This window comes from Shewanella gelidii (assembly GCF_014647855.1).
In the GTDB taxonomy this organism is placed as follows: domain Bacteria; phylum Pseudomonadota; class Gammaproteobacteria; order Enterobacterales; family Shewanellaceae; genus Shewanella; species Shewanella gelidii.
The window spans coordinates 146932-170586 of record NZ_BMPZ01000004.1; the positions used below are offsets into that span (position 1 = coordinate 146932).

General features: G+C 46.0%; 21 protein-coding genes. 14 read left to right on the forward strand and 7 right to left on the reverse strand.

The window, feature by feature from the left end; translation table 11 throughout:
* Positions 1-152: 152 nt before the first annotated feature.
* The 8 genes from IEY18_RS09835 (at position 153) to IEY18_RS09870 (ending at position 8379) form a co-directional block, all read left to right on the forward strand.
* Positions 153-746, forward strand: a complete 594-nt coding sequence (locus IEY18_RS09835) for a tRNA-uridine aminocarboxypropyltransferase (protein ID WP_188920289.1) — start codon at positions 153-155, stop codon at positions 744-746.
* A gap of 84 nt (positions 747-830) precedes the next feature.
* Entirely contained in the window at positions 831-1337 is a 507-nt protein-coding gene (locus IEY18_RS17415) for a hypothetical protein (protein WP_229779812.1), read from the forward strand.
* Between the two features lie 63 nt (positions 1338-1400).
* Positions 1401-2039 carry a class I SAM-dependent methyltransferase gene (locus tag IEY18_RS09845; protein ID WP_188920291.1) on the forward strand — a complete coding sequence of 213 codons (639 nt, stop codon included), beginning with the start codon at positions 1401-1403 and terminating at the stop codon, positions 2037-2039.
* A gap of 206 nt (positions 2040-2245) precedes the next feature.
* The gene (locus tag IEY18_RS09850; protein ID WP_188920293.1) at positions 2246-4135 is read left to right on the forward strand and encodes a methyl-accepting chemotaxis protein; all 1890 of its coding nucleotides are present in this window, start codon (positions 2246-2248) and stop codon (positions 4133-4135) included.
* A 282-nt stretch (positions 4136-4417) separates the two neighbouring features.
* Entirely contained in the window at positions 4418-5746 is a 1329-nt protein-coding gene (locus IEY18_RS09855) for a M16 family metallopeptidase (protein WP_188920295.1), read from the forward strand.
* Complete coding sequence (locus IEY18_RS09860; RefSeq protein WP_229779813.1) at positions 5743-7203, forward strand: M16 family metallopeptidase; 1461 nt, start codon at positions 5743-5745, stop codon at positions 7201-7203. Before IEY18_RS09855 ends, IEY18_RS09860 begins: the two co-directional genes overlap by 4 nt.
* Before the next feature lie 216 nt (positions 7204-7419).
* A complete protein-coding gene (locus IEY18_RS09865) occupies positions 7420-7716 on the forward strand; it encodes a cytochrome c3 family protein (protein WP_188920297.1) in 297 nt (98 codons plus the stop codon).
* 126 nt (positions 7717-7842) lie between these two features.
* Positions 7843-8379 carry a hypothetical protein gene (locus IEY18_RS09870; RefSeq protein ID WP_283103775.1) on the forward strand — a complete coding sequence of 179 codons (537 nt, stop codon included), beginning with the start codon at positions 7843-7845 and terminating at the stop codon, positions 8377-8379.
* Here the strand turns inward: IEY18_RS09870 and IEY18_RS09875 are convergent.
* Positions 8376-8840 carry a tRNA (cytidine(34)-2'-O)-methyltransferase gene (locus IEY18_RS09875; protein ID WP_188920299.1) on the reverse strand — a complete coding sequence of 155 codons (465 nt, stop codon included), beginning with the start codon at positions 8838-8840 and terminating at the stop codon, positions 8376-8378. The two genes, IEY18_RS09870 and IEY18_RS09875, sit on opposite strands and share 4 nt — an antisense overlap.
* 243 nt (positions 8841-9083) lie before the next feature.
* Between IEY18_RS09875 and IEY18_RS09880 the strand changes: the two genes are divergently transcribed.
* Positions 9084-11339, forward strand: coding sequence for a M3 family metallopeptidase (locus IEY18_RS09880; protein WP_229779815.1), 2256 nt, complete (start codon positions 9084-9086; stop codon positions 11337-11339).
* 194 nt (positions 11340-11533) lie between these two features.
* Here IEY18_RS09880 and IEY18_RS09885 read toward each other — a convergent pair whose 3' ends face one another.
* Entirely contained in the window at positions 11534-13444 is a 1911-nt protein-coding gene (locus IEY18_RS09885) for a methyl-accepting chemotaxis protein (RefSeq protein WP_188920302.1), read from the reverse strand.
* 464 nt (positions 13445-13908) lie between these two features.
* Between IEY18_RS09885 and IEY18_RS09890 the strand changes: the two genes are divergently transcribed.
* Positions 13909-14316, forward strand: a complete 408-nt coding sequence (locus tag IEY18_RS09890) for a hypothetical protein (RefSeq protein ID WP_188920304.1) — start codon at positions 13909-13911, stop codon at positions 14314-14316.
* A gap of 251 nt (positions 14317-14567) precedes the next feature.
* Entirely contained in the window at positions 14568-14984 is a 417-nt protein-coding gene (locus tag IEY18_RS09895) for a GNAT family N-acetyltransferase (RefSeq protein ID WP_188920306.1), read from the forward strand.
* 234 nt (positions 14985-15218) lie between these two features.
* Here IEY18_RS09895 and IEY18_RS09900 read toward each other — a convergent pair whose 3' ends face one another.
* Positions 15219-15362: a hypothetical protein gene (locus IEY18_RS09900; protein ID WP_188920593.1), complete on the reverse strand. Its 144-nt coding sequence runs from the start codon at positions 15360-15362 to the stop codon at positions 15219-15221.
* Positions 15363-15520: 158 nt separating this feature from the next.
* Between IEY18_RS09900 and IEY18_RS09905 the strand changes: the two genes are divergently transcribed.
* From IEY18_RS09905 to IEY18_RS09915, 3 genes are all read left to right on the forward strand, one after another.
* On the forward strand, positions 15521-15922 hold the full coding sequence (locus tag IEY18_RS09905) for a hypothetical protein (RefSeq protein WP_188920309.1): 402 nt from the start codon (positions 15521-15523) through the stop codon (positions 15920-15922).
* 228 nt (positions 15923-16150) lie between these two features.
* Complete coding sequence (locus IEY18_RS09910) at positions 16151-17392, forward strand: DEAD/DEAH box helicase (RefSeq protein WP_188920311.1); 1242 nt, start codon at positions 16151-16153, stop codon at positions 17390-17392.
* 45 nt (positions 17393-17437) lie between these two features.
* A complete protein-coding gene (locus tag IEY18_RS09915; RefSeq protein WP_188920313.1) occupies positions 17438-17806 on the forward strand; it encodes an MmcQ/YjbR family DNA-binding protein in 369 nt (122 codons plus the stop codon).
* On the opposite strand, the gene IEY18_RS09920 is transcribed toward IEY18_RS09915, so the two are convergent.
* The 4 genes from IEY18_RS09920 to exaC all read right to left on the reverse strand — a co-directional run bounded on the left by IEY18_RS09920 (position 17803) and on the right by exaC (position 23628).
* Positions 17803-19545 (reverse strand): sugar phosphorylase, encoded by a 1743-nt coding sequence (locus IEY18_RS09920; RefSeq protein ID WP_188920315.1) that lies wholly within the window; start codon positions 19543-19545, stop codon positions 17803-17805. The two genes, IEY18_RS09915 and IEY18_RS09920, sit on opposite strands and share 4 nt — an antisense overlap.
* Complete coding sequence (locus IEY18_RS09925; protein ID WP_188920317.1) at positions 19532-20788, reverse strand: glycosyltransferase family protein; 1257 nt, start codon at positions 20786-20788, stop codon at positions 19532-19534. Before IEY18_RS09925 ends, IEY18_RS09920 begins: the two co-directional genes overlap by 14 nt.
* Positions 20781-21656 carry an HAD-IIB family hydrolase gene (locus tag IEY18_RS09930; RefSeq protein ID WP_188920319.1) on the reverse strand — a complete coding sequence of 292 codons (876 nt, stop codon included), beginning with the start codon at positions 21654-21656 and terminating at the stop codon, positions 20781-20783. Before IEY18_RS09930 ends, IEY18_RS09925 begins: the two co-directional genes overlap by 8 nt.
* 451 nt (positions 21657-22107) lie before the next feature.
* Positions 22108-23628 (reverse strand): acetaldehyde dehydrogenase ExaC, encoded by a 1521-nt coding sequence (exaC, locus tag IEY18_RS09935; protein WP_188920321.1) that lies wholly within the window; start codon positions 23626-23628, stop codon positions 22108-22110.
* Between the last annotated feature and the right edge of the window lie 27 nt (positions 23629-23655).

The window sequence follows — 23655 nt, forward strand, 5'->3', positions numbered from 1 at the left end:
GATGGGCAAGCGGCTATTTAGTCAGTGGTAGATCCGAGTTAAACTGGTAAAACAAAGGCAGCGGCGAGCAGTAACCAACTCGCTGTTTTGTTTGCGAACTACTGTGAATGAATCATATTGCCAAATGTTGTTTATCCAAGAAGAGAAAGCCCGTGTCTCGTGTGATTTGCGCTCAATGCCATTACCCTCAATCTGCTTGTGTATGCAGTGCGATTCGCCATCTAGAAATAGAGTCTCGCCTCATTGTTATGCAGCATCCTTCTGAGGTGGGGCATGCCAAGAATAGCGTTCGTTTAATGCAGTTGGTGATCCCTAAGCTTGAGGTTGTCGTGGGAGAAACTGCGGATGATTTTGCGAGCCTTCAACAATCGATTCAAGCGCAGACATCGCAAACATATTTGCTGTACCCTTCTGATCAAAGCTCAAGTGTGAATGAGGCCAAACCACATCGCGGCAGCTCATTTATTTTATTAGATGGGACTTGGCGAAAAGCGTTTCGGATGTTGCAGCTTAACCCGTGGCTTATGAAATTACCGGCTTTGCACTTGGATCTGCATCATGCCTCGAATTACCGGATCCGAAAATCTAGCCGTCCCGATAGCTTATCAACTTTAGAAGCTGCGGCATTAACCCTTGGCGCTGCAGAGCCAGAGGCCGATATTTCTGCACTTTATCAAGCCTTTGACGCCATGATTGAACAACGTTTAAACTCAATGCCGAGTCATGTCCGATCCAGATACTCTTAAATACTCATCATTGACTGAGAAATGGGAAACTGGGATTGTGATTTTTTGTATGCACGTGGGTCAACGTATTTGGAGGATCAAGTTATGGCGCATTTCCGTTGCCAGTCGCTTCGTAAGAAAAACCTAATTTGCGTCTATAAACATTGGACTGCCAAGATTTGCTTGCCTTTCGTTATTGTGGCTTTAATAGCCAGCCTGCCAACGGCCAATGCTCAAGATGTGAGTGCCGAAAAACAGTTAAATGACTCCCGTCATGTAAACCGCATCGGTCAACAAAACAGTAGAGAGCAACCCAAAGCCAAAGTTCGGCTTAAACCGAAGATGACCTTAAGCCCCAAAGTGAATCAAGCGCAGCAAAAATCTCAGCAAGTGGAGGCCGAGCAATTACAAAAAGCACGGGCAGCCGCAGCGGAAACCCAGAAGCGAGAACGTGAAGTGTTAGAACGGCAACAGCACGGTGACTGGCAACAAGAACAAGCAGACAAAGCACAAGCTCACTTTGACGAGCGTAGACGTCGCGAGCAAAAGTATTTACAAGAAGCCAAATCTGCAGCCAAGCAATCGCGAAAAATCCCCAAGTCAAAAGACTAATGGGTTGGTACAGCACGCCGCCGAGTCTATAATATTGGCTGAAAATCCAAATTTGAGGCTCTTGTGGAAACTTGTCCCCTGTGCGCTAGCCAAAAAGTAAGACCCTATTTTCAAGAAAAACATCGAGACTATGTGCAGTGCCAATGCTGCGATTTAGTTTGGGTTCCTCAAGTCTTTCATTTAACTGCCGATGAAGAGAAAGCTGCTTATGATCATCATCAAAATGATCCGGCAGATTTGGGTTACCGACGTTTCTTGTCTCGCGCAGTTGAGCCGTTATTCAGCACACTTGCAAAAGAGAAGAAGGGCCTAGATTTTGGATGCGGTCCGGGTCCAACAATTAGTGTTATGGCTGCCGAAGTTGGGCTGGAGATGGAGAACTATGATCTCTATTACCAGCATCAACCCGAGTTGCTGACACGCCAATATGACTTCATCACCATGACAGAAGTGATTGAGCATATATATCAGGCAAACGCGGTACTTACCCAACTTGATCGAATGTTAGCCGCGGGTGGTGTGTTAGCTATAATGACGAAGCGAGTATTGAGTCAGGAGGCGTTTGCAACTTGGCATTACAAACATGATTTGACGCATATTGTATTCTATTCAAATGCAACATTTGAATGGATTGCTAAGCAGTTTAACTGGCGCTTAGAGTTTGTTGCGAATGATGTGGTTTACTTCCACAAATATCAATAAATGATCTAAATGTTGGTTTTTGTCATGAATTGTTACAAAAAGCCAAATTATTGACGCTTCTTATGGACTATATAGCTGAATTACATATGTTTTGATGCATTTTGTGGTTTTTGTTGATGTAGGTCATAAGACTGGGTTTCTGCACGTAACGCCCCCTGCCTATTATGCTATTTTAAATAAGTCAATCTCAAAAATAGGGGCGAACGATGAGTGCCAGAATCAAACTCATGTTATCAATCGGAGCGTTAATTACGACAATTATTGTTGTGTTATCTAGCTTGGGTTATTACCAAATCGATGAATCTTCAACGCGTGATTATCGTAGTAAGTTATCAAACAAGTCATTCCTAATTTCTAAAGCGATTGAAGGAAAGGTCGAAGGATATTTTGGCGCATTGGAAAGCGTTCGTACTGCCCTGAGTGTTGAGCAAGGTGAAGTTGTCATCAATGATAAAGTGATTGAGCAACTGGTGAAAAGTAAAGAGCGGATGCAAGTGCTGAACTTCTTTATTGGTCTTCCGACAGGTGTGACTTATGCCGCGGCAACCAACGGCCTTATTCCTAATTTCAACGCGAAAGAGAAAAAGCGTGAGTGGTTCCTCAGTGGAATGACCGGCGCACCGCGAACGGTTACCAATCCATTTATGGCGACCACAGGCGATTTGACCATGGCGATTGTGGTGCCGATGAAGCAAAACGGCCAAGTGATTGCGGTGATTGGAATGAGCTTGAAAATGAGCGACATTACCGAATATGTGAATCAACTTTCTCCTGAAAAGAACATCTTTGTTGCACGTGAAGATGGCTTCTTAGTTGCGGCGGCCTACGCTGATTATGTCGGTAAAAACCTCTTCGAGCTTCGTCCGAGCTACCGCAAATATGCCAATGAAACTACCAGTGAACACTCATATTCGACGCCGGACAAAGGTGATTTCTTTGTGGTGCAGCAAAAGATTGCTTCATTAGGCTGGACCGTATGGGCATGGGCAAAACAGACTGATATCGATGCGACGTCAAATACGGCTGTTAAAACCAATGCAATCGCTGGGATTTTCTTTATCTTGATTGGTGCGGCAGGCGTTTATGTGTTGATCACCAAACTGATGTATGTCCCGATTGGTGGCGAGCCAAAAGAGATTGAAATTCTTGTTGATCGCATCGCCAGCGGTGACTTAACCCACATCCCAACCCTTGATGATAAGAGTAGCGGTGTTTACCGCTCCACGGTCACGATGGCCAATAGTCTGAAGCGAATTATTTCGGATATCAATGAGTCATCGACTCAGCTGACTCAGGTATCAAGTCAACTTGGCGAGTCTTCTGACAAAGTTGATACATCTTCGCAGTCGCAAATGGCACAACTTGAACAGGTTGCAACAGCCATGAATGAAATGACCGCGACGGTGGCTGAAGTTGCACAAAATGCCGTTGAAGCCTCAAGCTCATCTGATGGTGCAAGCCAAAGTGCGCAGGTCGGTTTAGGTGTTGTGGGGCAAATGAACCAAGAAATCACCAAGCTGGTGGATGATATTGGTCAGGTGCAAGAAGTTATTTCGAATGTGCATACCGAAACAGAAAATGTCGGTGGCATTTTAGATGTGATCCGCGGTATTGCAGATCAAACAAACCTACTGGCGCTCAATGCGGCGATTGAAGCGGCTCGTGCTGGTGAGCATGGCCGAGGCTTCGCTGTTGTAGCCGATGAAGTTCGTACCCTCGCGACCAAGACCCAAGAAAGCACCAACGAAATCCAATCTATGATTGAGGAGCTACAAGCACAAGCTTCTCGCTCGGTTGGTTTAATGACTGAGAATGCCAATAGTGCAGGTCAAACATTGGATAAATCAGCAGAAGCTAGTAATGCGATCGAGCAGATTGACCAAGAAATTCGCACCATTCAAGACATGAACAATCAAATTGCAACTGCAGCGGAAGAACAATCAAGCGTTGCAGCTGAAATTAATGAAAACGTAGTGAGTGTGAATGACTTGGCAGCAAGTACCGCAGAAGATGTACAAGAAAATGTGCGTACAGCTTCAGACTTGAACGCGATGGCAAACCGCCTACGTGATGCCATCAGTATGTTTAAGGTCTAGTGCCTTGATGTACTCATGATTCAATCATGATTGACATACAAATCGCCCTAGCATTTCGCTAGGGCTTTTTTATGGCAGCATGCGGTATCACACCCTCTTACAAATCATTGGTTCCTAAACTTGTTTATCACTTGATTTATTTTACCTTTTGCACTGTTATATGATGCCAATGATTCTGCCGTCAATTGTGACCATGTTGCAGTTGAAGCGACTGACGACCAAAGGATATTTGGCGCAGGAAGCGACGGGAAAAGAGTTTAAAAATCAACAAGGAGCACAACCATGAAGCGCAAGCTATCGGCATGGCTACTGACTATAGGCATGATGATGTCGCACCCAGTTTTGGCCACAAGCGCCGAAGACATCAAGAGCTTTACGCTCGAAAACGGAATGAAAATTATGGTCTTGGAAGATGCGTCAATCCCCAACGCCAATATGTATCTTTTCTGGAAGGTCGGCTCTCGTAATGAAGTGCCGGGCATCACCGGCATTTCGCATTTCTTTGAGCACATGATGTTTAACGGCTCTAAAAAATTCGGCCCCAAAATGTTTGACCGCACCATGGAGGCGGCAGGTGGCGCAAATAACGCCTATACCACTGAAAATCTAACGGTTTATACCGACTGGTTCCCAGCCGCAGCCCTTGAAACTATTTTCGATTTAGAAGCGGACCGAATCCAGTATCTGGATATTAATGCCGATATGGTTGAAAGCGAGCGTGGCGTGGTTGCCTCGGAGCGAACCACCGGTCTAGAAAATTCAAACTGGCGCACTTTGATGGAAGAAGTCAAAGGTGTTGCTTTTAGAGCACACCCTTATAGCTGGTCAGTGATTGGTCATGAGTCCGATATCAATGCTTGGACGCTTGAAGATTTGGTGCAATACCATAAGACCTACTATGCGCCAAACAATGCCGTAGTGGTTATTGCTGGTGATGTAAAACTCGCAGAAGTAAAAGCACTGGCCGATCAATATTTCGCGCCTATTCCGGCTCAAACACCACCGAAAGCAGTAAAGACTGTAGAGCCTTTACAAAAAGGTGAGCGCCGCGTCTTTGTGCAAAAAACCTCTGCAAGCACGCCAAACATTATGCTGGCTTACCATGTGCCTGCAACCAGCCATCAAGACTATTATGCGTTAGATTTATTGGCTTCAATATTAAGTGAAGGCAACAGCTCTCGCTTGTACCAAGGCTTGGTGGACAAGCAGTTGGCGTTAAGCGCTGATACGTATATGCCAATGTCATTTGACCCCAACTTGTTCTACGTGATGGGCGTGGCTAGCCCTGGTGTGGACGCTAAGCAAGTTGAGTTGGCTCTAATTGAACAAATTAATCGAGTTGCTCGTGATGGTGTGGCGGCAGATGAACTTGAGAAAGTGAAGAATATTAAGCTGATGGATTTTTATCGCAAGATGGAAACTATTAATGGCAAAGCCAATACGGTTGGCACCTACGAATTATTCTTTGGTAGCTTTGAACAACTATTTAATGCACCTGAGGCATTCAATCTTGTTACTCCAGAAGATATACAGCGGGTTGCGCAAACTTATTTACGTAAATCGAACCGTACTGTCGGTGTACTTGCAGCAAAAGAGGAGAGCGACAAATGAAGCGATTAAATATGAATAAGCCGTGTCGCTTTGTGATCCGTCGTTTTGCGGCGGCGAGTCTCGTGGCCAGTGCCGTCTTGCTTGGTGGTTGTGTGTCTACGGGGGCAACATCCCCAGAACAAGCAGCAGAAGCAAGCTTTTCCATGCCAGCATACCAAGCATTTCAATTGGCCAATGGACTTACGGTGAATCTAATGCCGCAAAAAGAAGTCCCCTTGATTACGGTCAACGCCGTGGTACGAGCCGGTGCCGTAAATGATACCACTTCAGGCTTAGCCAATATGACTGCCAAAGGCTTGATGCTGGGAGCAGCAGGCAAGTCGAAAGCGGAAATTGAGCAGCTCGTAGACTTTTTAGGGGCGAGCTTATCAGCGGGTGCTGGTAAAGAAGGTACCTATATTAGTGCTGATTTTATGGCAAAAGACGTGGATACCATGTTGCCGTTGATCCGTGACGTAATGCTTAAGCCAAGTTTTGAGCAAGCGGAACTCGCTAAGCTCAAGCAACGACAAATCGCAGGCTTAGCCCAAGCAAAAGAGAGTCCGCGAGCGGTGATCGGACGCTATTTTGACTCGCTTGCCTATGGCCAGCACCCTTATGGTCAACCTACTTCGGGTACAGCGCAGTCACTCGCTAAAGTGGATGCCTCATTATTAAGGGCGTTTCATGGCAGTTTTTACCAGCCACAGAATACCGCGTTAAATATTGTCGGTGACTTTGATATTCCGGCGATGAAAGCCAAGCTGACTTCTTTGTTTGGTCCGTGGCAAGCAACGCAAGATGTTCCTCAAATCGATCTTGCTAACAACTTACCAAATTACAGCCAAAGCAAGGTGCTATTGGTCGATAAAGGCGATGCCATTGAAACCACATTCCTGATAGGAGGCAAAGGTGTGCGTCGTGATAATGCCGACTTTGTCGGGTTAACAGTCGTGAATACCATTCTTGGCGGGCGGTTTACTTCGTGGCTCAATGATGAGCTACGCGTGAATGCAGGGCTGACATATGGCGCGCGCTCAGGGTTTGTGTCATATAGCCATGGTGGAGTTTTCCGTATGAGCACTTTCACCAAAGCCGAAACAACCAAAGAAGCAATGGATCTGGCGCTGAAAACCTACGCACGTTTATGGGAGCAAGGTGTCGATGCCTCGACACTTGAATCAGCCAAATCTTATGTGAAAGGGCAATTCCCACCAAAATACGAAACCAGTGGTCAACTTGCAGGCCTCCTTGGTGACATGTACCTATATGGATTCAATGAATCATTTATCAATGACTTCCAAGCCAAAGTCGACGGCTTGACCGTTGCTGAAAGTCAGCGCCTCATTGCCAAGTACTTCCCGCAGCAAAACCTGCAATATGTGTTGATTGGGAATGCGAGCAAAATAGAAGCGCTTGCTGCAGATTATGGCGAGGTTACTAAAGTTGATATTAAGGATGTTGGCTTTGCTCAGTAAGGCGAATTAGTCTGGTATTCTTTATTTAAAAGCCCGCAGTAGCGGGTTTTTTTTATGATTTATGCTTGAATGCAATCGATGTTGCGACAAGTGAATTTCTCAATTGAAAAATCTATAAAGTCCCAATGTTATAGCCCCTGCAACTTCGGCTGTTTGTTTTTTAAACAGTGGGCGTCTCGGTTACAATGAAACAAACCCAACGAACAGGTGACCGAGATGCGTATTCTTATGTTGTTGTGCGCTTTGCTCATAAGCGGCTCGTCAAATTCGATAGAAGGGTGTAACGAATGCCATGATGAAAAGTGGCAGCAAACTCCGGCTCACATCTGGATCGATACCCAGCATCACCTTGATGTCGTCTCATGTATGGATTGTCATCGATGGAAAAATGGCGATGATCTTCCGCCAGTTTTGCCAAGTCAGGCAAATTTGAATCGAGATTGTGGCGTATGCCATCCTGCACCACAAACGCTTGCCGAAAAAATGCAAATGACCCAATACAAACAGCTTTAAATGAGGTTGGGTCTCAGACCAACCGATGAGGCAGAACGTTGACTCTTAGTCGCAATTGGCTAAAGTGAGAAGCAGGTTCGATGAAAGTAATCGGTGGTGAATATTAACCTGCTTCATCCAGTTGTTATGCAAACGATAAAGCGCCAGTGGCTAATTTGTCATCGGGTCGCGTGTGCGCTCTTGTTGGTGATCGTTTCGCCTAACGTCGCAGCGGGGAACGTAGAGTTCTCATCGTTTTGCCAAGCGCTTGCAGGGCATTGGCAAGGCGCTTCGGCGCGTGCGAATCAGTCTCCTAAACTTGTGCGCGTTGAGAGTGTTTGTTCGGCGGACCAGCGGCAACTTCTATTATCAGTGAGCCGTAGTGCTCGGCATCAATTCAGTGAGACTTGGTGGTTTCGTATTCAAGGCGAACAGATCAAATTGACGTATTTTGATGGCGTTGATGAAGATAAACAGCAAATGTTTACTCTGTATGGCCAACGCGGTGATTTTTCACTAGTGGGTGAAGGCGAGCTGAATCATCGTCCGGCATTAATTCAGCTGCGATTTGATCGTAAGCAGCAAGGTTGGACATGGCTGCAAAACGCCCAGTACCTCGATGATGATGCTGAGCGTTACCTGTTTTTTCGCGGAATAGAAATGCAGCCGTTCAAACAGCCTTAACTCGCGCCTAAATGTCCCAGCTGGCGCCATGCTTCATAGCTAATAATGGCTACTGCATTCGACAAGTTTAGACTGCGACTGTTGGCCATCATCGGAATGCGAAGTCGTTGTTCGGTTGGCACGGACTCGATAATGTCCATCGGTAAACCGCGCGTTTCTGGCCCAAATAGCAGCACGTCATCCTTTTGATAACTGAGCTCTGTATGGGGACGGCTACCTTTGGTGGTGCAAGCCATAATGCGCTTACCCGCCATCGCTTCTAGAAATGCAGTAAAGTTTGGATAGCGCGTCACGCGTGCTAAATCAGCGTAATCAAGTCCAGCTCGACGTAGCTTCTTCTCTTCCAAATCAAACCCCAATGGCTCTATTAAGTGCAAGCGGCAACCATTATTGGCCGCTAGACGGATAATATTTCCTGTATTGGGAGCAATTTCTGGCTCATAGAGTGCGATATGAAACATAGCGTAAAGGCCTTTTTAAAAACGAAGGCGGATTATACGGCAAAATGACTTGAGAAGGTAAGATCGCGTCGAACGCTTCTTTTGCTGGATTCATGACTGTTTACAAATTTGTTGCCGTGCTTCTTACCTCAACTATTTCGTTTTTGTGAGCAAGGGATTAAAGTGGCTGGTTGATAATAGGTATTACAAGAAGATAACCAAGAAGTTGTGAACAACTCAAATTGGATTAGGGAATCAAATCGCATGTTAAAAAAGCCAGTATTTAAAAAAACGGCGCTGCTTTCGGCTATGTTGATCGGTGGCATGCTCGCCGGTTGCTCGCCTGATAAGTCGACTGAAATCACGGATAAAACCGCTGCTCAAAAGCCAGCAACAGTTGCAGAAAAGCCTGCGGAAATCGTGAAACAAGCAGCGGCAGTCGTTAGTCAGCTCACTCCAGAAGTGCAAGCGGCTAAAGAACAGTTACTTGCAGAGTGGACCGGGCCTTACCAAGGTGTTCCAGCATTCGACAAAGTGTCACTGGTTGGTTTAAAAGCCGCTGCGCGTGAAGCGATGGCCTTAAACCTTGCAGAAATTGATACCATTGCTAAAAACCCGGCTCCAGCCACGTTTGAAAACACCATTGTCGCAATGGAAAGCGCGGGTAAAGTACTGAATCGTGTATTTAGTTACTGGGGAATATGGAGTGCAAACAAGTCGTCCCCGGAATTCCGTGAAATTCAAGGCGAGATTATTCCTGAGTTCTCAGCATTTTCTTCAAAGATTAATCAAAACCAAGCATTATTTGACCGCATTTCAGCGGTTTACAATAGTGAAGAGATGAAAACTTTGCGCGCAGACCAGCAACGTCTTGTTAAGCTGACCTATGATGGCTTTGCACGCAACGGAGCGCTGCTTGATGATGCATCGAAAAAGCGCTTTGCAGAAATCAATGGCGAGCTGGCTAAGCTTCATACCCAGTTTGGTAACAACATCTTGGCTGATGAAGAAGGCTATGTGCTTTATTTGACCAAAGCGCAATTGGGTGGTTTACCTGAGTCCGTGATTACTGCGGCAGCATCAGCTGCAAAAGACCGCGAGCGTGACGGCGAATATGCAATCACTAATACGCGTTCATCGATGGACCCATTCTTAACCTACTCGACTGAGCGAGACTTACGCCAAAAAGTATGGGAAACCTATTACAATCGTGGTGACAATGGTGATGAGCATGATAACAATGCGATTATTGCCAAGATCCTCAAACTACGTCATGAGCGTGTTGGCCTATTGGGCTATGACAACTACGCATCATGGCGCTTAGAAGATCGCATGGCGAAAAAGCCTGAGAATGCGATTAAATTGATGGAATCAGTGTGGCCTGCGGCAATTGCCCGTGTTGATGAAGAAGTGGCGGATATGCTTGCCATTGGTCAAGCGCAAGACGGTATCAAAGAAATAAAGCCTTGGGATTACCGTTTCTATGCAGAGAAAGTTCGTAAGCAAAAATACGATCTTGATTCAAATGAAGTGAAAGAATACCTCCAGTTAGACAAGCTTCGTGAAGCGATGTTTTACGTTGCGGGTCGTTTATTCAACTATAATTTCACGCCGATAACCGATGGTTCAGTGCCTGTATTCCATGAAGACGTTAAAGTTTGGGAAGTCACAGATAAAGCTAGCGGCGAAAACGTTGGTCTTTGGTACCTTGACCCGTTCGCTCGGAAAGGTAAACGCTCAGGGGCTTGGGCAACGAGCTATCGTTCACACACCAATATTGACGGCAAAACCAATGTGTTGTCTTCAAACAACTCGAACTTCAGTAAAGGTGCGCCAGGCGAACCAACCCTGATCAGTTTTGATGATGCAGAGACCTATTTCCACGAGTTTGGCCACGCATTGCACTTCTTGTCATCAAATGTTGATTACCCAACACTCAATGGTGGTGTGCGTGACTATACTGAGTTTCAATCCCAACTTCTTGAGCGTTGGTTGACGACCGATGAAGTGATCGACAAATATCTTGTTCACTATAAAACAGGCAAACCAATGCCTGCATCTTTGGTGAAGAAGATTAAACAAGCCGCGACATTTAACGAAGGTTTTAAAACCACGGAATACCTAGCGTCGGCACTGATTGATATGAAGCTGCATACCGTTGACCCAACAGGCATTGACCCAGATAAGTTTGAACGTGAGACCCTAGGCAAACTGAATATGCCGTCGTCAATTGTGATGCGTCACCGTACGCCGCACTTTGGTCATATCTTTAGTGGTGAGGGTTACTCGGCAGCTTACTATGGTTACATGTGGGCTGAAGTGTTGACCTCTGACGCTGCGGAGGCATTTGCTGAAGCGCCAGATGGCTTCTACGATAAAGCGTTGGCAGACAAGCTAGTTCAACACCTATTTAGCGTGCGTAATGCTGTTGACCCTGCTGAAGCTTATCGCGCCTTCCGTGGTCGTGATGCCAATGTTGACGCGTTAATGCGTGATCGTGGTTTTCCGGTGAAGAAGTAACGCTCACCGAATACGAGCACAAGTCTTTGGGGCGAAGATTACTGAAAGCCGCTCCTGAATACTGCGCTTAATTCATGTGGATATGAAAAAACCTAGCCTTATGTATTCTTCGTTAGAATATTGGGCTAGGTTTTTTGTTGGGCGCAACATCTGGTGCAGATGTCTCGCTTGAGTTGTCGCTGAAAACAGCCTGTCTATAGCTTAAAGCGATTAACTAACTCATCTAATGTTTGCGCCATTGACTTGAGAGAGTCGCTGGATTTAGCAATGCTCGATGCGCCTTCAGCGCTTTTATCTGTACTATCACTAATATTAACGACGTGGATATTAATTTCGCCAATCACTGCAGACTGTTCTTCGGTCGCCGTAGCGACCTGTGTGTTGAGATCGGAAATATGTTGCACGTTGCCGACAATTTCTTCGAGTGCCTGATTGGTCTTTACTGCGGCTTGTACTCCCAGTTCGGCATGCTCTCGACCTTGCTGCACCGATGCAACAGCAGTCTTCGCTCCATCTTGTAACTCTGTAATCATGGCATGAATTTCATCGGTTGAGTCGCTGGTTCGCTTGGCAAGCCCACGAACTTCATCGGCAACCACCGCAAATCCGCGCCCTTGTTCACCGGCTCGAGCCGCTTCAATTGCTGCGTTGAGGGCTAATAAATTTGTTTGTTCTGAAATACCGCGGATTACGTCGAGAACACTGCTAATTGAGATACTTTTTTCCGCTAATACTTCAATATTGGTGGAGACGCTTTCCATATTCTCGGCCATTTGATTGATCGTGGTATTTGACTCCCTCACGACCCCTTGAGCATTGAGAGCCATTTCGTTGGCTTCGTTGGTCGTTTGTGCGGCCACGCCTGCGTTGTTGGCAATTTCCGCAATGGTGCTACCCATTTCATTGATGGCAACGGAGACCTGATGCGCTTCATCACGCTGACGATCAGACATCACTCTCGAGTTCTCGGCATCTTGATAAACATTTTCAGAAGCGGCGGTAACATCCTTTGCCGTGGTTGCAACATCTTGTACAACGGTTTGAATCTTGGCCACAAAGACGTTAAAGCCTTTGGCTAAGCGCGAGATTTCCTCTGCACCGGATTCATCAATGCGACTGGTTAAGTCACCTTCTCCTTTGCCTAATTCTTCAAATGCTTCCGCCATATGATTGAGCGGACGTACTAAGTTATTGGCTAATATGAGGCTAATGACGACAAAGATAATTGTCACGATGAGGAAGGTCATCAGCATATAGTTTTCGGCATTGTTTAAACCGATATATAACTCTTGCTTGGGCACCTCGGCGACAACATACCAACCTAGGTTTGGAATAAAGCTGGTGGCAATAATTTGATCGTCGGTGGCACCAAATGCAAACTCTTGTTTACCTAAAAGAGCGCTGGTGTTGACGCCTTCATACAGTGCCGAAATATTTTGTTTCTCGCTAATCGACTTGTCCTTGTGGATTTTCACAAGGCCAGAGCCGTCAACCAAATAGACAAAGCCAGTTTCTTCAATTTTAAAGCCACTGAGATAGCGCACCATTTCATTGAATGATTTAGAGACGCCTGAAACCCCTTGGCCATTCAATTGCTGGAAATTGACAAAAACGTCTACGTTACCATTGGGATAGGTGTAAGTACTGGCTGACTCTGCATTTCCGCTATTTTTAAATGCGAAAAACCAGCCATCGGCATTGTCGTTTTGTAGTTCGCGTAAGAAGCCGTCTTGGTTCCAATATTTATTGCTCTGCTTGTCGGCGAAGGATGCATTGCTTAGACCATTCGCTTTAGCAACTCGGCCTAGAAAGTCGACTAAAGTGGCTTCTTCATCTGCGGGAAAACCGTTATTCACCCAATTGAGAATATATGGATTGGTGGCTATCGATTGGGTGAGCACCTGCATTTCAGATATCTCGCCATTCACTGCATTTCGCACCCGTTGAACAAGATTTGGCAAATCGGATTGTTGCAAGCGATCCACAAGGAGCTCTTTGGATTTAGTGTGCCCGACTAAGGCGACGACACTGGTCGAAACCACAACGGCAAGCAGCATGGCTAAGACCAAGCGGTTTTTAATCGATAAAGCAGAGAATGGCTTCATTTGATTTTCCCATAAAAACGAACTGACGTTAGATAAAAGCGAGTTGTAAGTTGGCACGATTACGATTTCACATCATCACGATGAAGTGGCGTGCAACTGACCGAATGCAGTTTGCTTAATTGCAACTTGCTTAAGAGCTAATTGATCAACTGCTGAACTAGTATATCGGCAGTTCAGCGAGAACCCTAAGAACATTTCGTAATTAAATTACTTTAAAATGTGTTTTTTTAATAAAAATTACAGTTTTTGCATCATTAAACAGCTAAAGGGTATGGTAAATGAATGTTTGGTGGTTAAAAGTGAAAGTTAGTCTGAAAGTGATGAGCGTTGAGCTTGGGGACATATGCTGTGAGTTTAGCGCTGATGAACGCAAAAACACCATTTCGATATCATGGGTCTCATGGTCGAAATTATTTACGCGAGCATCAGGTCTTATACACACAAATTGAACACGAGTATCAGCTATGCCTATCAATAAAATCCTTGCTACTCTATTTGCATTCATCATGAGTGGTAGCTTTTTGGTGGTGAGTTTGACGAGCCAAGCCGCCCCGAAAACCGGTGAGTACCATGGACAAGTTATTCACGTCGCCAATCAAGCTCAGGTTTGGCATGTTTCACAACAAACCTGGATAAGTGTTGAGAAGTTTTGGCAAGAATGGGCGAATAATCGTGACAGCAAAAACTGGATGAGTAGTACGCAATATCCAATTTATGAGCAAGTGAATGAGCGAGATACATTTCTAGTTAAACTCGATTCTGGCCATTGTATGATGGAGTTTTGGCACGGTCGTTGGCGACGCGCCAATGATGTCCGTCGTTGGGATGAAAAGTTTAACGATTACTCGGCATGTCCGTATGTATTTGACTAGCCTCTTAGAGGTTATTCTGCGCCAATGCACAAGCCTTGTGGGATTGATATTATTCACGGGTATGATTGATTGCCCCAAGGTGACTTGGTCAGTGCAGCAAAGTACAGGGTGAAAGTGCGTGTCATTGAAAAGACGGAAAAGCACACGTACAGTGGGGCAAAGTCACTGGTTTCATTAGCGAGAGCCATATATCCGTTATTATTGACTACCCTTGGATCAATGCAGCTCAACATCAACTGGGAAACTATTTAGTGAATATTGAAGTCTCGCACGAAGAAAATTTAGAAGTATTTGATGCATTAGTTTCGAAGTTGCGTCAGTTCAATATGAATCATATGGGCGACGAAACATCCAAACCCCTATCCGTTATCGCAACCGATGATCAAGGCAGCCTCATTGGTGGCGTTTGTGGGCGCACGATATACAATCAGTTGTTAATTGATATTGTATGGGTCGACGAAAGTGCGAGACAACAAGGTCTAGGTCGCCGCTTAATGGCTCGGGCAGAACATGAAGCCAAATCTAGGGGCTGCGTTGCCGCTCAAGTGGATACCTTGTCTTTTCAAGCGCCAAGCTTTTATCAAAAACTGGGGTTTGAGGTCATTGGCACAGTTACCGATATCTTGAATAGCCCAGACCGCTTTTTTCTTGTCAAAAAGTACCGCTAACTTGCGGTGAGGATACGCCGCATTCGTTTCACGTACTTGCGCTGACCACACTCGATTTAAGTCGTGGCACTTCGCCCATAGCCGAGTAAAGAGGATAGCGTTTGCCCCTTTGCAAACCAAAAACGCCCCAAATGAAGTTGTGGCTCCTCATGCTTATGGCGCAATGATTAACGCTTCCGGTGGAGCGTTCCTTCCTCTCGAAAGCTGGCTTGACATCCTGTCTGGCTCACCTCATTACTGCCAATACACAGCAACAACTTCTCCTTTAGAACCAATGATGCAGACATAAAGTAAGCGTGCATGTAAATCGATACCACAGTAGTGTGGATGTAAGTTATTAAAAGGTCTCATTGAGCTTTCTGCTGCTGGTTTGGTCACGTTAAGCATACCGCTGATGCGGGTTGCTAGGGAGGAAGCTCTATGAGTATCAAGTTGTTTAAGCGGACACAAAACAGTTGGATTTTTCGTTCCCCGTGGTTTTTAGTCAGCTGTTTTATTGCCCATTAATGAGGGCGTTATACCTTAAGGATAGTTCGGTGCAAAAGATTAGAGTTGGATTAAGTGCGATATTGATATTGGTAATGAGTGCATGTTCATCTGTTGATGAGCCAGAGCTCAAAGAAGTGATGAAAACTAATCAAAGCAACCCTTTAAAGGTTAGAGATGCGTTAATTGCTACTTTTGTTAAAGCACCAATGCCTAAAATTGGCGCGCAACAAAACGATGTTAAGCGTTCTTTGTCATTTAATTCAGCCTTAATTCTTCAAGAAAGCGACAATCTAGTTGTGGCACGATTTGACACTAAAGGTTCACAACTTGAGTACTTATATGAATACTGTGACTTAGCGTATCATTTTTTATCATTAGAGTTTACTGGCGGGCCATACGTTATTGGAGATTGTAGTTCAGTAATTATTGAAGGTACTAAAGCAGATTAATCAGGACAAATAACTGTTGGTTTTTTGATTCATCATCGTAATTTGTTCCTAAGCATTTTCCGCTGTTAATGTAAGCGTTAGTCATAAGATCTGTATGAGTGCTTTTTAAGCTTTATAAACAACCAGAGTGATTTATTGGGCTTACCGTATTCTCCTTCTGCGGTGGCTCAATTCCTAATGATTTTTGATAGACTATGCGCCTAAGACCAATCACCAATTTGAACACAGATGACTGCGCCGAAAACTTTTGCCTGTTTGTTGACTAGCGAACCATTATTAACTCAGCTTGCCGCGCTTGATTACCACACACCAACGCCGATCCAATGTGAAGCGATCCCTGTGGTTCTACAGGGTGGAGATTTAATGGCTGGCGCGCAAACCGGTACCGGTAAAACAGCGGCGTACGCCTTGCCTATTTTACAAAAAATGACGACAACAGCAGCAAGTGGCAAGGTGCGTGCTTTGGTGCTAACACCGACTCGAGAGCTAGCGCAACAGGTGTTTGCTAGTATTCAATCTTATGGCGTAAAAACGGAGTTAACACAAGCGTTGGTCTATGGTGGAGTGAGTATTGCGGCGCAGGTAGAAGCACTATCCCAAGGCGTTGAGCTGGTGGTGGCCACACCGGGGCGTTTACTCGAGCATCTCAAGCAAGGCGCGGTGTCGATTGACGAATTAGAGATCTTGGTCTTCGATGAAGCGGACCGGATGCTAGATATGGGCTTTATGGAAGAGGTTGAACAGATCCTTAAATTTGCGCCGAATGCCAATCGGCAAACCCTATTGTTTTCAGCCACGTTTGATGATGCCTTATTTAAACTCAGTAAACGCTTACTGAGCGCGCCCACGCTAATTGAAGTGAACCAACGTAATGCGACTGCAGTTGAAGTCGAGCAGCGGGTATATGCGGTTGATGCTGACCGAAAGCGCGAATTGATTTGTCACTTAATATCGAAGCAAAGCTGGCAGCAAGTGTTGATATTTTCTCGCACTAAAGACGCTGCTGATAAGCTTGCGCAACAGATGAGTGCCCAAGGTGTTCAGGCCGCCGCATTTCATGGCGACCTGTCCCAAGGTGTTCGCGAAAAAGTATTGGCGGAATTTAAAGTGGGTACGCTTCCGGTATTAGTGGCCACCGATGTGGCGGCACGCGGACTGGATATTGTTGATTTAAATTATGTAGTCAATTATCAATTGCCCCATAAAGCTGAAGATTATGTACATCGCATTGGTCGAACGGGACGTGCAGGGCGGCTTGGTGTGGCCATCTCCTTGGTGCGTCCAGAGGAAGAGCCTCTTCTTGAAGCCATTGAAATTGTTATCGATAAACGTCTTGCCCAGCAATGGCTGCCGGGGTTTGAGCCTGATTTAACAAAGGCTGCACCAACGGGACGGAAAAACTCTAAAGCTGCCCAGCGTCAACGGGCGAAGAAACGTGCATTAGGCCAAAGTGGTCGACGCAAACGTTAAGCCGTTTGTATTACTGAAAGTCGTTAACCCTTGGGGGTCATCAAGATGGATCTTGAAAATCTGAAGCAATATATGCTCGCTAAGCCTGCCACTAGGTTGGATTTTCCCTTTGGTGCAGATGTGAGCGTATTTAAAGTGAAGGGAAAAATGTTTGCTCTACTCGGTGCGCGCCATGGAGAAGATTTTATTAACCTCAAGTGTGATCCTGAAGAGGCTGTTGCCTTGCGTGATGTTTTTTCTAACGTTACTGCGGGCTATCATATGGACAAAAAACATTGGATCTCAGTCTATTTTCGAGAGGACGCAAGCGCCACGCCACAGGGCGAAATTGAGCGCTTGATTGATAACTCTTTCCTGCTGGTGGTCAGTAAAATGACCAAGAAAGATCAGCAGTCGATCTTGCTCCACATTTAGCGATTTGATAGCCAAAGAGTTTGATAGGGTTGCAGTTGAATCGTATCGGTTAAGCTGTCGATTTCTTGGTTTTGAATCAGCTCTCGCCACGACTCGGTGAGTATTAAATTGAGCTCCGATAAATGTAGTGCTTGCGGTTGATCGGTAATATTGCTGATGCAAAATATGCTCTGTTTTTTGTCGAGGCTTTGGCGCCAAAACCCAAAAAGATGCAGCCCTAAATGTAGCGTAAACTGGGTGGCATTTGGATGAAATGCTGGCTGTGCCTTTCTTAATTGCATCAAGAATTTTAATGATTCAAGCACCCGTTGATGGTGGCTGCTAGGATTGTTAAGCGCCGCCTTCAGCTGCGGTTGTGCCCAACGGTGGCGGTTGATTGAGCGATTGTGTTGGGTGTGTTGTAGCTTTTGGTAATCGTTTTGGGTACCCAGCAAGCTGTGTATGTAAATTCCCGGTATACCTTCAAGTCCTAGCATGATGCTGTGGGCACACATAAAACGCTCAAAATTCCAGTCATCCTTACCCTCAATGGTGCCTTGTAAGGCGTCGTAGAGGGCAATATTTAGTTCATAGGCACTTTGTTTGCCTTCTGCTGATGTACGCCATGAAACTTTTCCGCCAAATTTTTCGACGGTGTGGATTAAAGTGTGCAGTTCTTGCTCGTTTAATAAGCCTTCGGCTGGACGTAAGCCAATCCCGTCGTGGGAGGCGATAAAATTAAAATAGAAGGTGCCATTTTGCGCGGGTGGCATGCTCATGAGCCAGCGTTTTAAATAGAGGCAGTTACCCGTTAGCAGAGTATTGAGCAATAGTGGTGGCAGCGAAAAGTTGTATATGCCATGGGCTTCGTTAGCGTTGCCAAAATAGGTGAGGTTTTGTGTATTGGGGATGTTGGTTTCGGTAATGAGTACCGCTTCTGGCGCCGCGCATTCTACCAAGGTGCGAAGTAGGCGCACCACCTCGTGGGTTTGTGGCAGGTTGATACAGTGAGTGCCGACTTTCTTCCATAAAAACGCAATTGCATCGAGACGAAACGTGCGAATGCCTTGGTCTAAATATAAGCGTAAAAGCGCCACAAATGCTTTGAGTACTTCGGGGTTGCGGAAGTCAAAATCAACTTGGTCGTGGCTAAAAGTACACCATACATGTTGTTCGCCTTTCCCCGTTTTGACTGTTCTGAGTAACGGGGAGGTGCGTGGGCGCACTACCTGAGAGAGTTCCTCACTGGGGTGGGCGGTAAAAAAGAAATCATGGCCAGTGCCTTCACCCAATAAAAACTGCTGAAACCAGACGCTGCGACTGGAGCAATGGTTGATGACCACATCGGCCATCAGGCGGTAGTTCTTGGCAATTGCACGGATATCTTGCCAGCTGCCTAAGGATTCATTGACTGACGAGTAATCTATCACTGAAAAGCCATCGTCAGAACTATAGGGAAAAAATGGCAAAATATGCACGCTGCTCACAGTCTCTTGCAAGTGTTCCGACAAAAAGCGATGAAGGGTTTTTAACGGTGCTTCTTGTGCGTGGGTGATGGAGTCGCCATATGTGATAAGCACCAAATCTTCTTCAGTCCATAAGTTGCGGTACGGCACGGGTATGGATGTATTTGAATTCAGCCCCATGGCGGCGATCAGTTCGTTGGCCAAGCTTGGCACAGCCATGGGCAATTCAATGTCTTGGTAGATCAAAGTTAGCTGGCTCACCAGCTTTTGATGCAGCGCGCTAGTTTGTGGCATAGGCACCTTTAGAGTTGTAGGTGGCTTGAAACTCTTGGTGATCGAGTTCTACGGCGGTGGCAATTTGCGACAAGATATCGGGAACAGCACTAATGACTCGGCTCCAAGAAGGAATAAATGGGGTATCCATCGGCTGTTCTAAAAAGGTATTGCCGGCGATGAGGAGGTTTTCGGCAAACATTTCAACCGCTTTCTCTTCATTGTGAATATCTAAGGTTAGTCCATTCATAATCGCATCGTTGCGGTAGGTTTCGACATAGTCGAGCGCAATTCGGTAGTACGTGGCCTTTAAGGTTCGGAACGTTTCTGCACTAAAGGTTTCTCCTTGGGTGGCCAGTTTGCGGATTAATGCTTTGCTGATATCGATCGACATTTTAGACAGGCCGCCTTCGGTGCTATTGAGCGACAGGTCTTGATGTTTGTGATCGTAAGTTGCAGCAATATCCACTTGGCATAACCGGTTCGAAGAATAGTTACGATGCATTTCAGATAATACGCCGATCTCAAGTCCCCAATCACTAGGGATGCGGATGTCGGTCAGTACATCGCGACGGAATGAGAACTCCCCCGCAAGCGGATACAAAAAGCTATCCATATATTCGAGGTAGTCACAGTGGCCCACGGTTTTTTTCAGGGCTTTAATTAACGGGGTGACCAACAGGCGTGAAACGCGGCCGTTGATCTTGCCATTGGCCACACGCGCATAGAAGCCTTTCGCAAATTCATAATTGAAAAGTGGATTGGCTACAGGATAGAGCAGCCGGTCAAGTAACTCGGTTTCGTAGGTTAGAATATCGCAATCATGCAAGGCGATAGACTCGGCTTTGCCTGTTGCAAGAATATACCCCATGCAATACCAAACATTGCGGCCTTTGCCAGGTTCTTTGGGTGCGAGCCCTAGTTCTTGTAGTTTTGCATCAATGGCTCTAAGGCGAGGGCCATCATTCCATAACACTCGATGATGTTGTGGGAGCTGGTCAAAAAATTGTAACGCATGTTTGTATTGTTCAAGGTTAGCTCGGTCAAGGCCAATCACCACTTGTGAGAGGTATTTGACACTTTTCATTTTTTCCACAATATCTGGCAGCGCTTTGCCTTCGAGTTCTGAAAATAATGAGGGGAGAATTAGCCCCATTGGCCGCACTTTCGCGAAGCTTTCGAGCTCTTGCGCCATATTCTCTGAGTCGCGTTGCGACAAATTATGCAGGGTTGTGACGGTACCGTTTTGATAGAAATCAGCCATGTGTAACCTCTCTTGCAGGAATATGTAATCGGGGGGCGTTTGCTGTTGAGTGGAGCAATAAAGCCTGTATCGCTTCAGCCCAGCCTTCAGGGCCCAATTGTTGGGTGCGGTAGATTCCATCTCGCCGCGTTAAGGCGGGGTAGTCATGGGCTGGTGAGCGCACTATGACTGCGACATCTGCGGCTTCTAGCATGGCAATGTCGTTGCCGCCATCACCCAAAGCGATGGTGCGAATGATTTTTTGTGGATTGGTTTTTTGGTATTGCTGCGCTAGCCACTCGAGTGCTTGGCCTTTATCGCAATGATCACTTAAATGAATAAAGCGCCCACCGTATTGAACCTTAATGCCCTGTGAACGAACCTGTTCGATGAATTCAGTTCGACTTTTGTCATCACCAAGCCATTGAAGTGGCTCTCCATATTGTCTCTGTTTCGCAAGTTGCGCTTGTTGTAGGCTCAGCCCGGTGATTGCACTCACCTGTTGAGAGGAGAGGCTCGAAAAGCCACGGTATTGTCCTTCGAATGCTGATGCGAGTTGTGTTAAACGATTTAAAATATGCTGTTTGTAAGCCGCAAATTCTTTAATCCAAAACAGCCCCAACGATTGGGTGTCCGCTGGCTGTTCCGGAAAGCTGCTTTTGGGAATGTAAACTGCTGCACCATTTTCAACGATAAAAGGGCCATCCAAATTTAACTGTTGTTGGATGAGTTGAATTTCGGCTCGCGTCTTACTGGTATTTAGCACAATCGGAATGTGAGTTTGCTGCAATTGACTGATACACGGCAGTGCAGGCGCAGCGGTATAGGTATGATGATCTAGCAGCGTGCCATCCAAATCGCTAAATAGAATCACTTGCTCTGATTTCATCTGATCTCTGCCTGCAAAGTAGTTGCCTTGAAATCAAATATTCCAAGTTTTATGCCAGCTCGATTACCTAACAAAGATCATTGTTTTTATTGAGTATTTGCTCAACACTCTCTCATTTAAACCTTCTGGGTTCGCGCGCTGGTGTGCATTGGCTGGCAATGTTGCACTGGATTGGTGCAAGCGTCATTGGGGGAAGAGCATAAAGTCAGTGAGGCGCCCAGATATGGGGCGAGTTGGTGCTGTGCTTCGCCTAGGCACGGTCAATTTTGATGGTGGGCAAGGTGGCGACTTAATTTTGTAGTTTGTCGTCGTGGTGGGCAAGATTCTCTGTGGGTGGAGCTGGGAAGTCTCAGGAACTATGGCGAAGTTTGAGTTTGTATTGCAATATTGAACGCTTCAGGCCAGCAGATAACTGACCTGAAGCAAATGCACAATTACAGCTGGCGCAGTATTAAAAGAATCCGAGTGGATTGGCGTCATAGCTAATCAGTAGGTTTTTCGTATTCTGATAATGATCGAGCATCATCTTATGGGTTTCTCGGCCAATTCCAGATTTTTTATAGCCCCCAAACGCAGCATGAGCCGGATAAGCATGGTAACAATTGATCCATACGCGCCCGGCTTGAATGCCACGACCCATACGCTGCGCCGTATTCATATCGCGAGTCCAAACGCCTGCACCTAGTCCATATTCGGTATCGTTGGCGATTGCTAATGCTTCTGCTTCATCTTTAAATGTGGTCACTGAAATGACCGGCCCAAAAATCTCCTCTTGGAAGATCCGCATATCATTGGTGCCTTTAAGAATGGTTGGTTGGACGTAATAACCATTTTGTTGATCGCCTTCGAGCTTACATAAGTCACCCCCCAGCAGCACCTCTGCACCTTCATCTCGGCCAATGGCGAGATAACTTAGGATCTTATCGAACTGTTCTTGAGAAGCTTGTGCACCGACTTGCGAATCGGTGTCTAGTGGATTTGATTGCTGGATGGTTTTCGCTCGCTCGACAACTTTAGCGATGAACTTGTCGTATATCGATTCATGAATGAGGGCCCGCGATGGGCAGGTACAGACCTCACCTTGGTTAAAGAAAGCGAGTAGCATCCCTTCAATGGCTTTATCGAGAAACTCATCCTCATGGTCCATCACATCGGCAAAGTAAACATTAGGTGATTTGCCTCCAAGTTCGACGGTAGAGGGAATGAGAGAGTCCGCCGCACATTTTAAAATATGATGACCGACTTCAGTGGAGCCGGTAAAGGCAAGTTTGGCGATGCGTTGGCTGGTGGCCAATGCTTGGCCTGCCTCGGCGCCAAAGCCGTTGACAATATTGACGGTGCCAGCGGGTAAAAGATCACCCACCAGATCCATCAGCATCAGAATTGAAGCCGGTGTTTGTTCTGCTGGCTTTAACACCACACAGTTTCCCGCCGCTAGTGCTGGCGCAAGTTTCCATGCCGCCATAAGCATCGGGAAATTCCAAGGAATAATTTGGCCAACCACGCCAAGTGGTTCTGGGAAATGATAGCTCACGGTATTGGCATCGATGTCAGCAGCGCTTCCTTCTTGGGCGCGAATACAGCCCGCAAAATAACGGAAGTGGTCGACAACCAAAGGCAGATCAGCATTTAAAGTCTCGCGTACGGCCTTGCCATTTTCCCAAGTTTCGGCGACCGCGAGAGACTCGATGTTTTGTTCAATTCGATCGGCAATACGCAGCAGTATATTTGCGCGTTCAGTCACCGATGTTTTGCCCCAGCTGTCTTTTGCGGCGTGAGCAGCATCTAATGCTAATTCGATATCCTGTTGATCTGAACGTGCCACTTGGCAAAAGTTTTTGCCATTGACAGGGGAGCTGTTGTCGAAATATTTACCGTTGACTGGGGCGACCCACTTGCCGCCGATATAGTTATCATATTTTTCTTTGAAATTAACGACTGCATGGGTGCTACCGGGTTGTGCATAGATCATTTTGAAGTCCTTGTTCTTGTGATTGAA

Excerpts from the sequence above, each read along its gene's own strand:
- IEY18_RS17415 (WP_229779812.1), top strand. The coding sequence starts at position 831 with ATGGCGCATTTCCGTTGCCAGTCGCTTCGTAAGAAAAACCTAATTTGC.
- IEY18_RS09850 (WP_188920293.1), top strand. The coding sequence starts at position 2,246 with ATGAGTGCCAGAATCAAACTCATGTTATCAATCGGAGCGTTAATTACG.
- IEY18_RS09855 (WP_188920295.1), top strand. The coding sequence starts at position 4,418 with ATGAAGCGCAAGCTATCGGCATGGCTACTGACTATAGGCATGATGATG.
- IEY18_RS09860 (WP_229779813.1), top strand. The coding sequence starts at position 5,743 with ATGAAGCGATTAAATATGAATAAGCCGTGTCGCTTTGTGATCCGTCGT.
- IEY18_RS09865 (WP_188920297.1), top strand. The coding sequence starts at position 7,420 with ATGCGTATTCTTATGTTGTTGTGCGCTTTGCTCATAAGCGGCTCGTCA.
- IEY18_RS09870 (WP_283103775.1), top strand. The coding sequence starts at position 7,843 with ATGCAAACGATAAAGCGCCAGTGGCTAATTTGTCATCGGGTCGCGTGT.
- IEY18_RS09875 (WP_188920299.1), bottom strand. The coding sequence starts at position 8,840 with ATGTTTCATATCGCACTCTATGAGCCAGAAATTGCTCCCAATACAGGA.
- IEY18_RS09880 (WP_229779815.1), top strand. The coding sequence starts at position 9,084 with ATGTTAAAAAAGCCAGTATTTAAAAAAACGGCGCTGCTTTCGGCTATG.
- IEY18_RS09885 (WP_188920302.1), bottom strand. The coding sequence starts at position 13,444 with ATGAAGCCATTCTCTGCTTTATCGATTAAAAACCGCTTGGTCTTAGCC.
- IEY18_RS09890 (WP_188920304.1), top strand. The coding sequence starts at position 13,909 with ATGCCTATCAATAAAATCCTTGCTACTCTATTTGCATTCATCATGAGT.
- IEY18_RS09910 (WP_188920311.1), top strand. The coding sequence starts at position 16,151 with ATGACTGCGCCGAAAACTTTTGCCTGTTTGTTGACTAGCGAACCATTA.
- IEY18_RS09915 (WP_188920313.1), top strand. The coding sequence starts at position 17,438 with ATGGATCTTGAAAATCTGAAGCAATATATGCTCGCTAAGCCTGCCACT.
- IEY18_RS09920 (WP_188920315.1), bottom strand. The coding sequence starts at position 19,545 with ATGCCACAAACTAGCGCGCTGCATCAAAAGCTGGTGAGCCAGCTAACT.
- IEY18_RS09925 (WP_188920317.1), bottom strand. The coding sequence starts at position 20,788 with ATGGCTGATTTCTATCAAAACGGTACCGTCACAACCCTGCATAATTTG.
- IEY18_RS09930 (WP_188920319.1), bottom strand. The coding sequence starts at position 21,656 with ATGAAATCAGAGCAAGTGATTCTATTTAGCGATTTGGATGGCACGCTG.
- exaC (WP_188920321.1), bottom strand. The coding sequence starts at position 23,628 with ATGATCTATGCACAACCCGGTAGCACCCATGCAGTCGTTAATTTCAAA.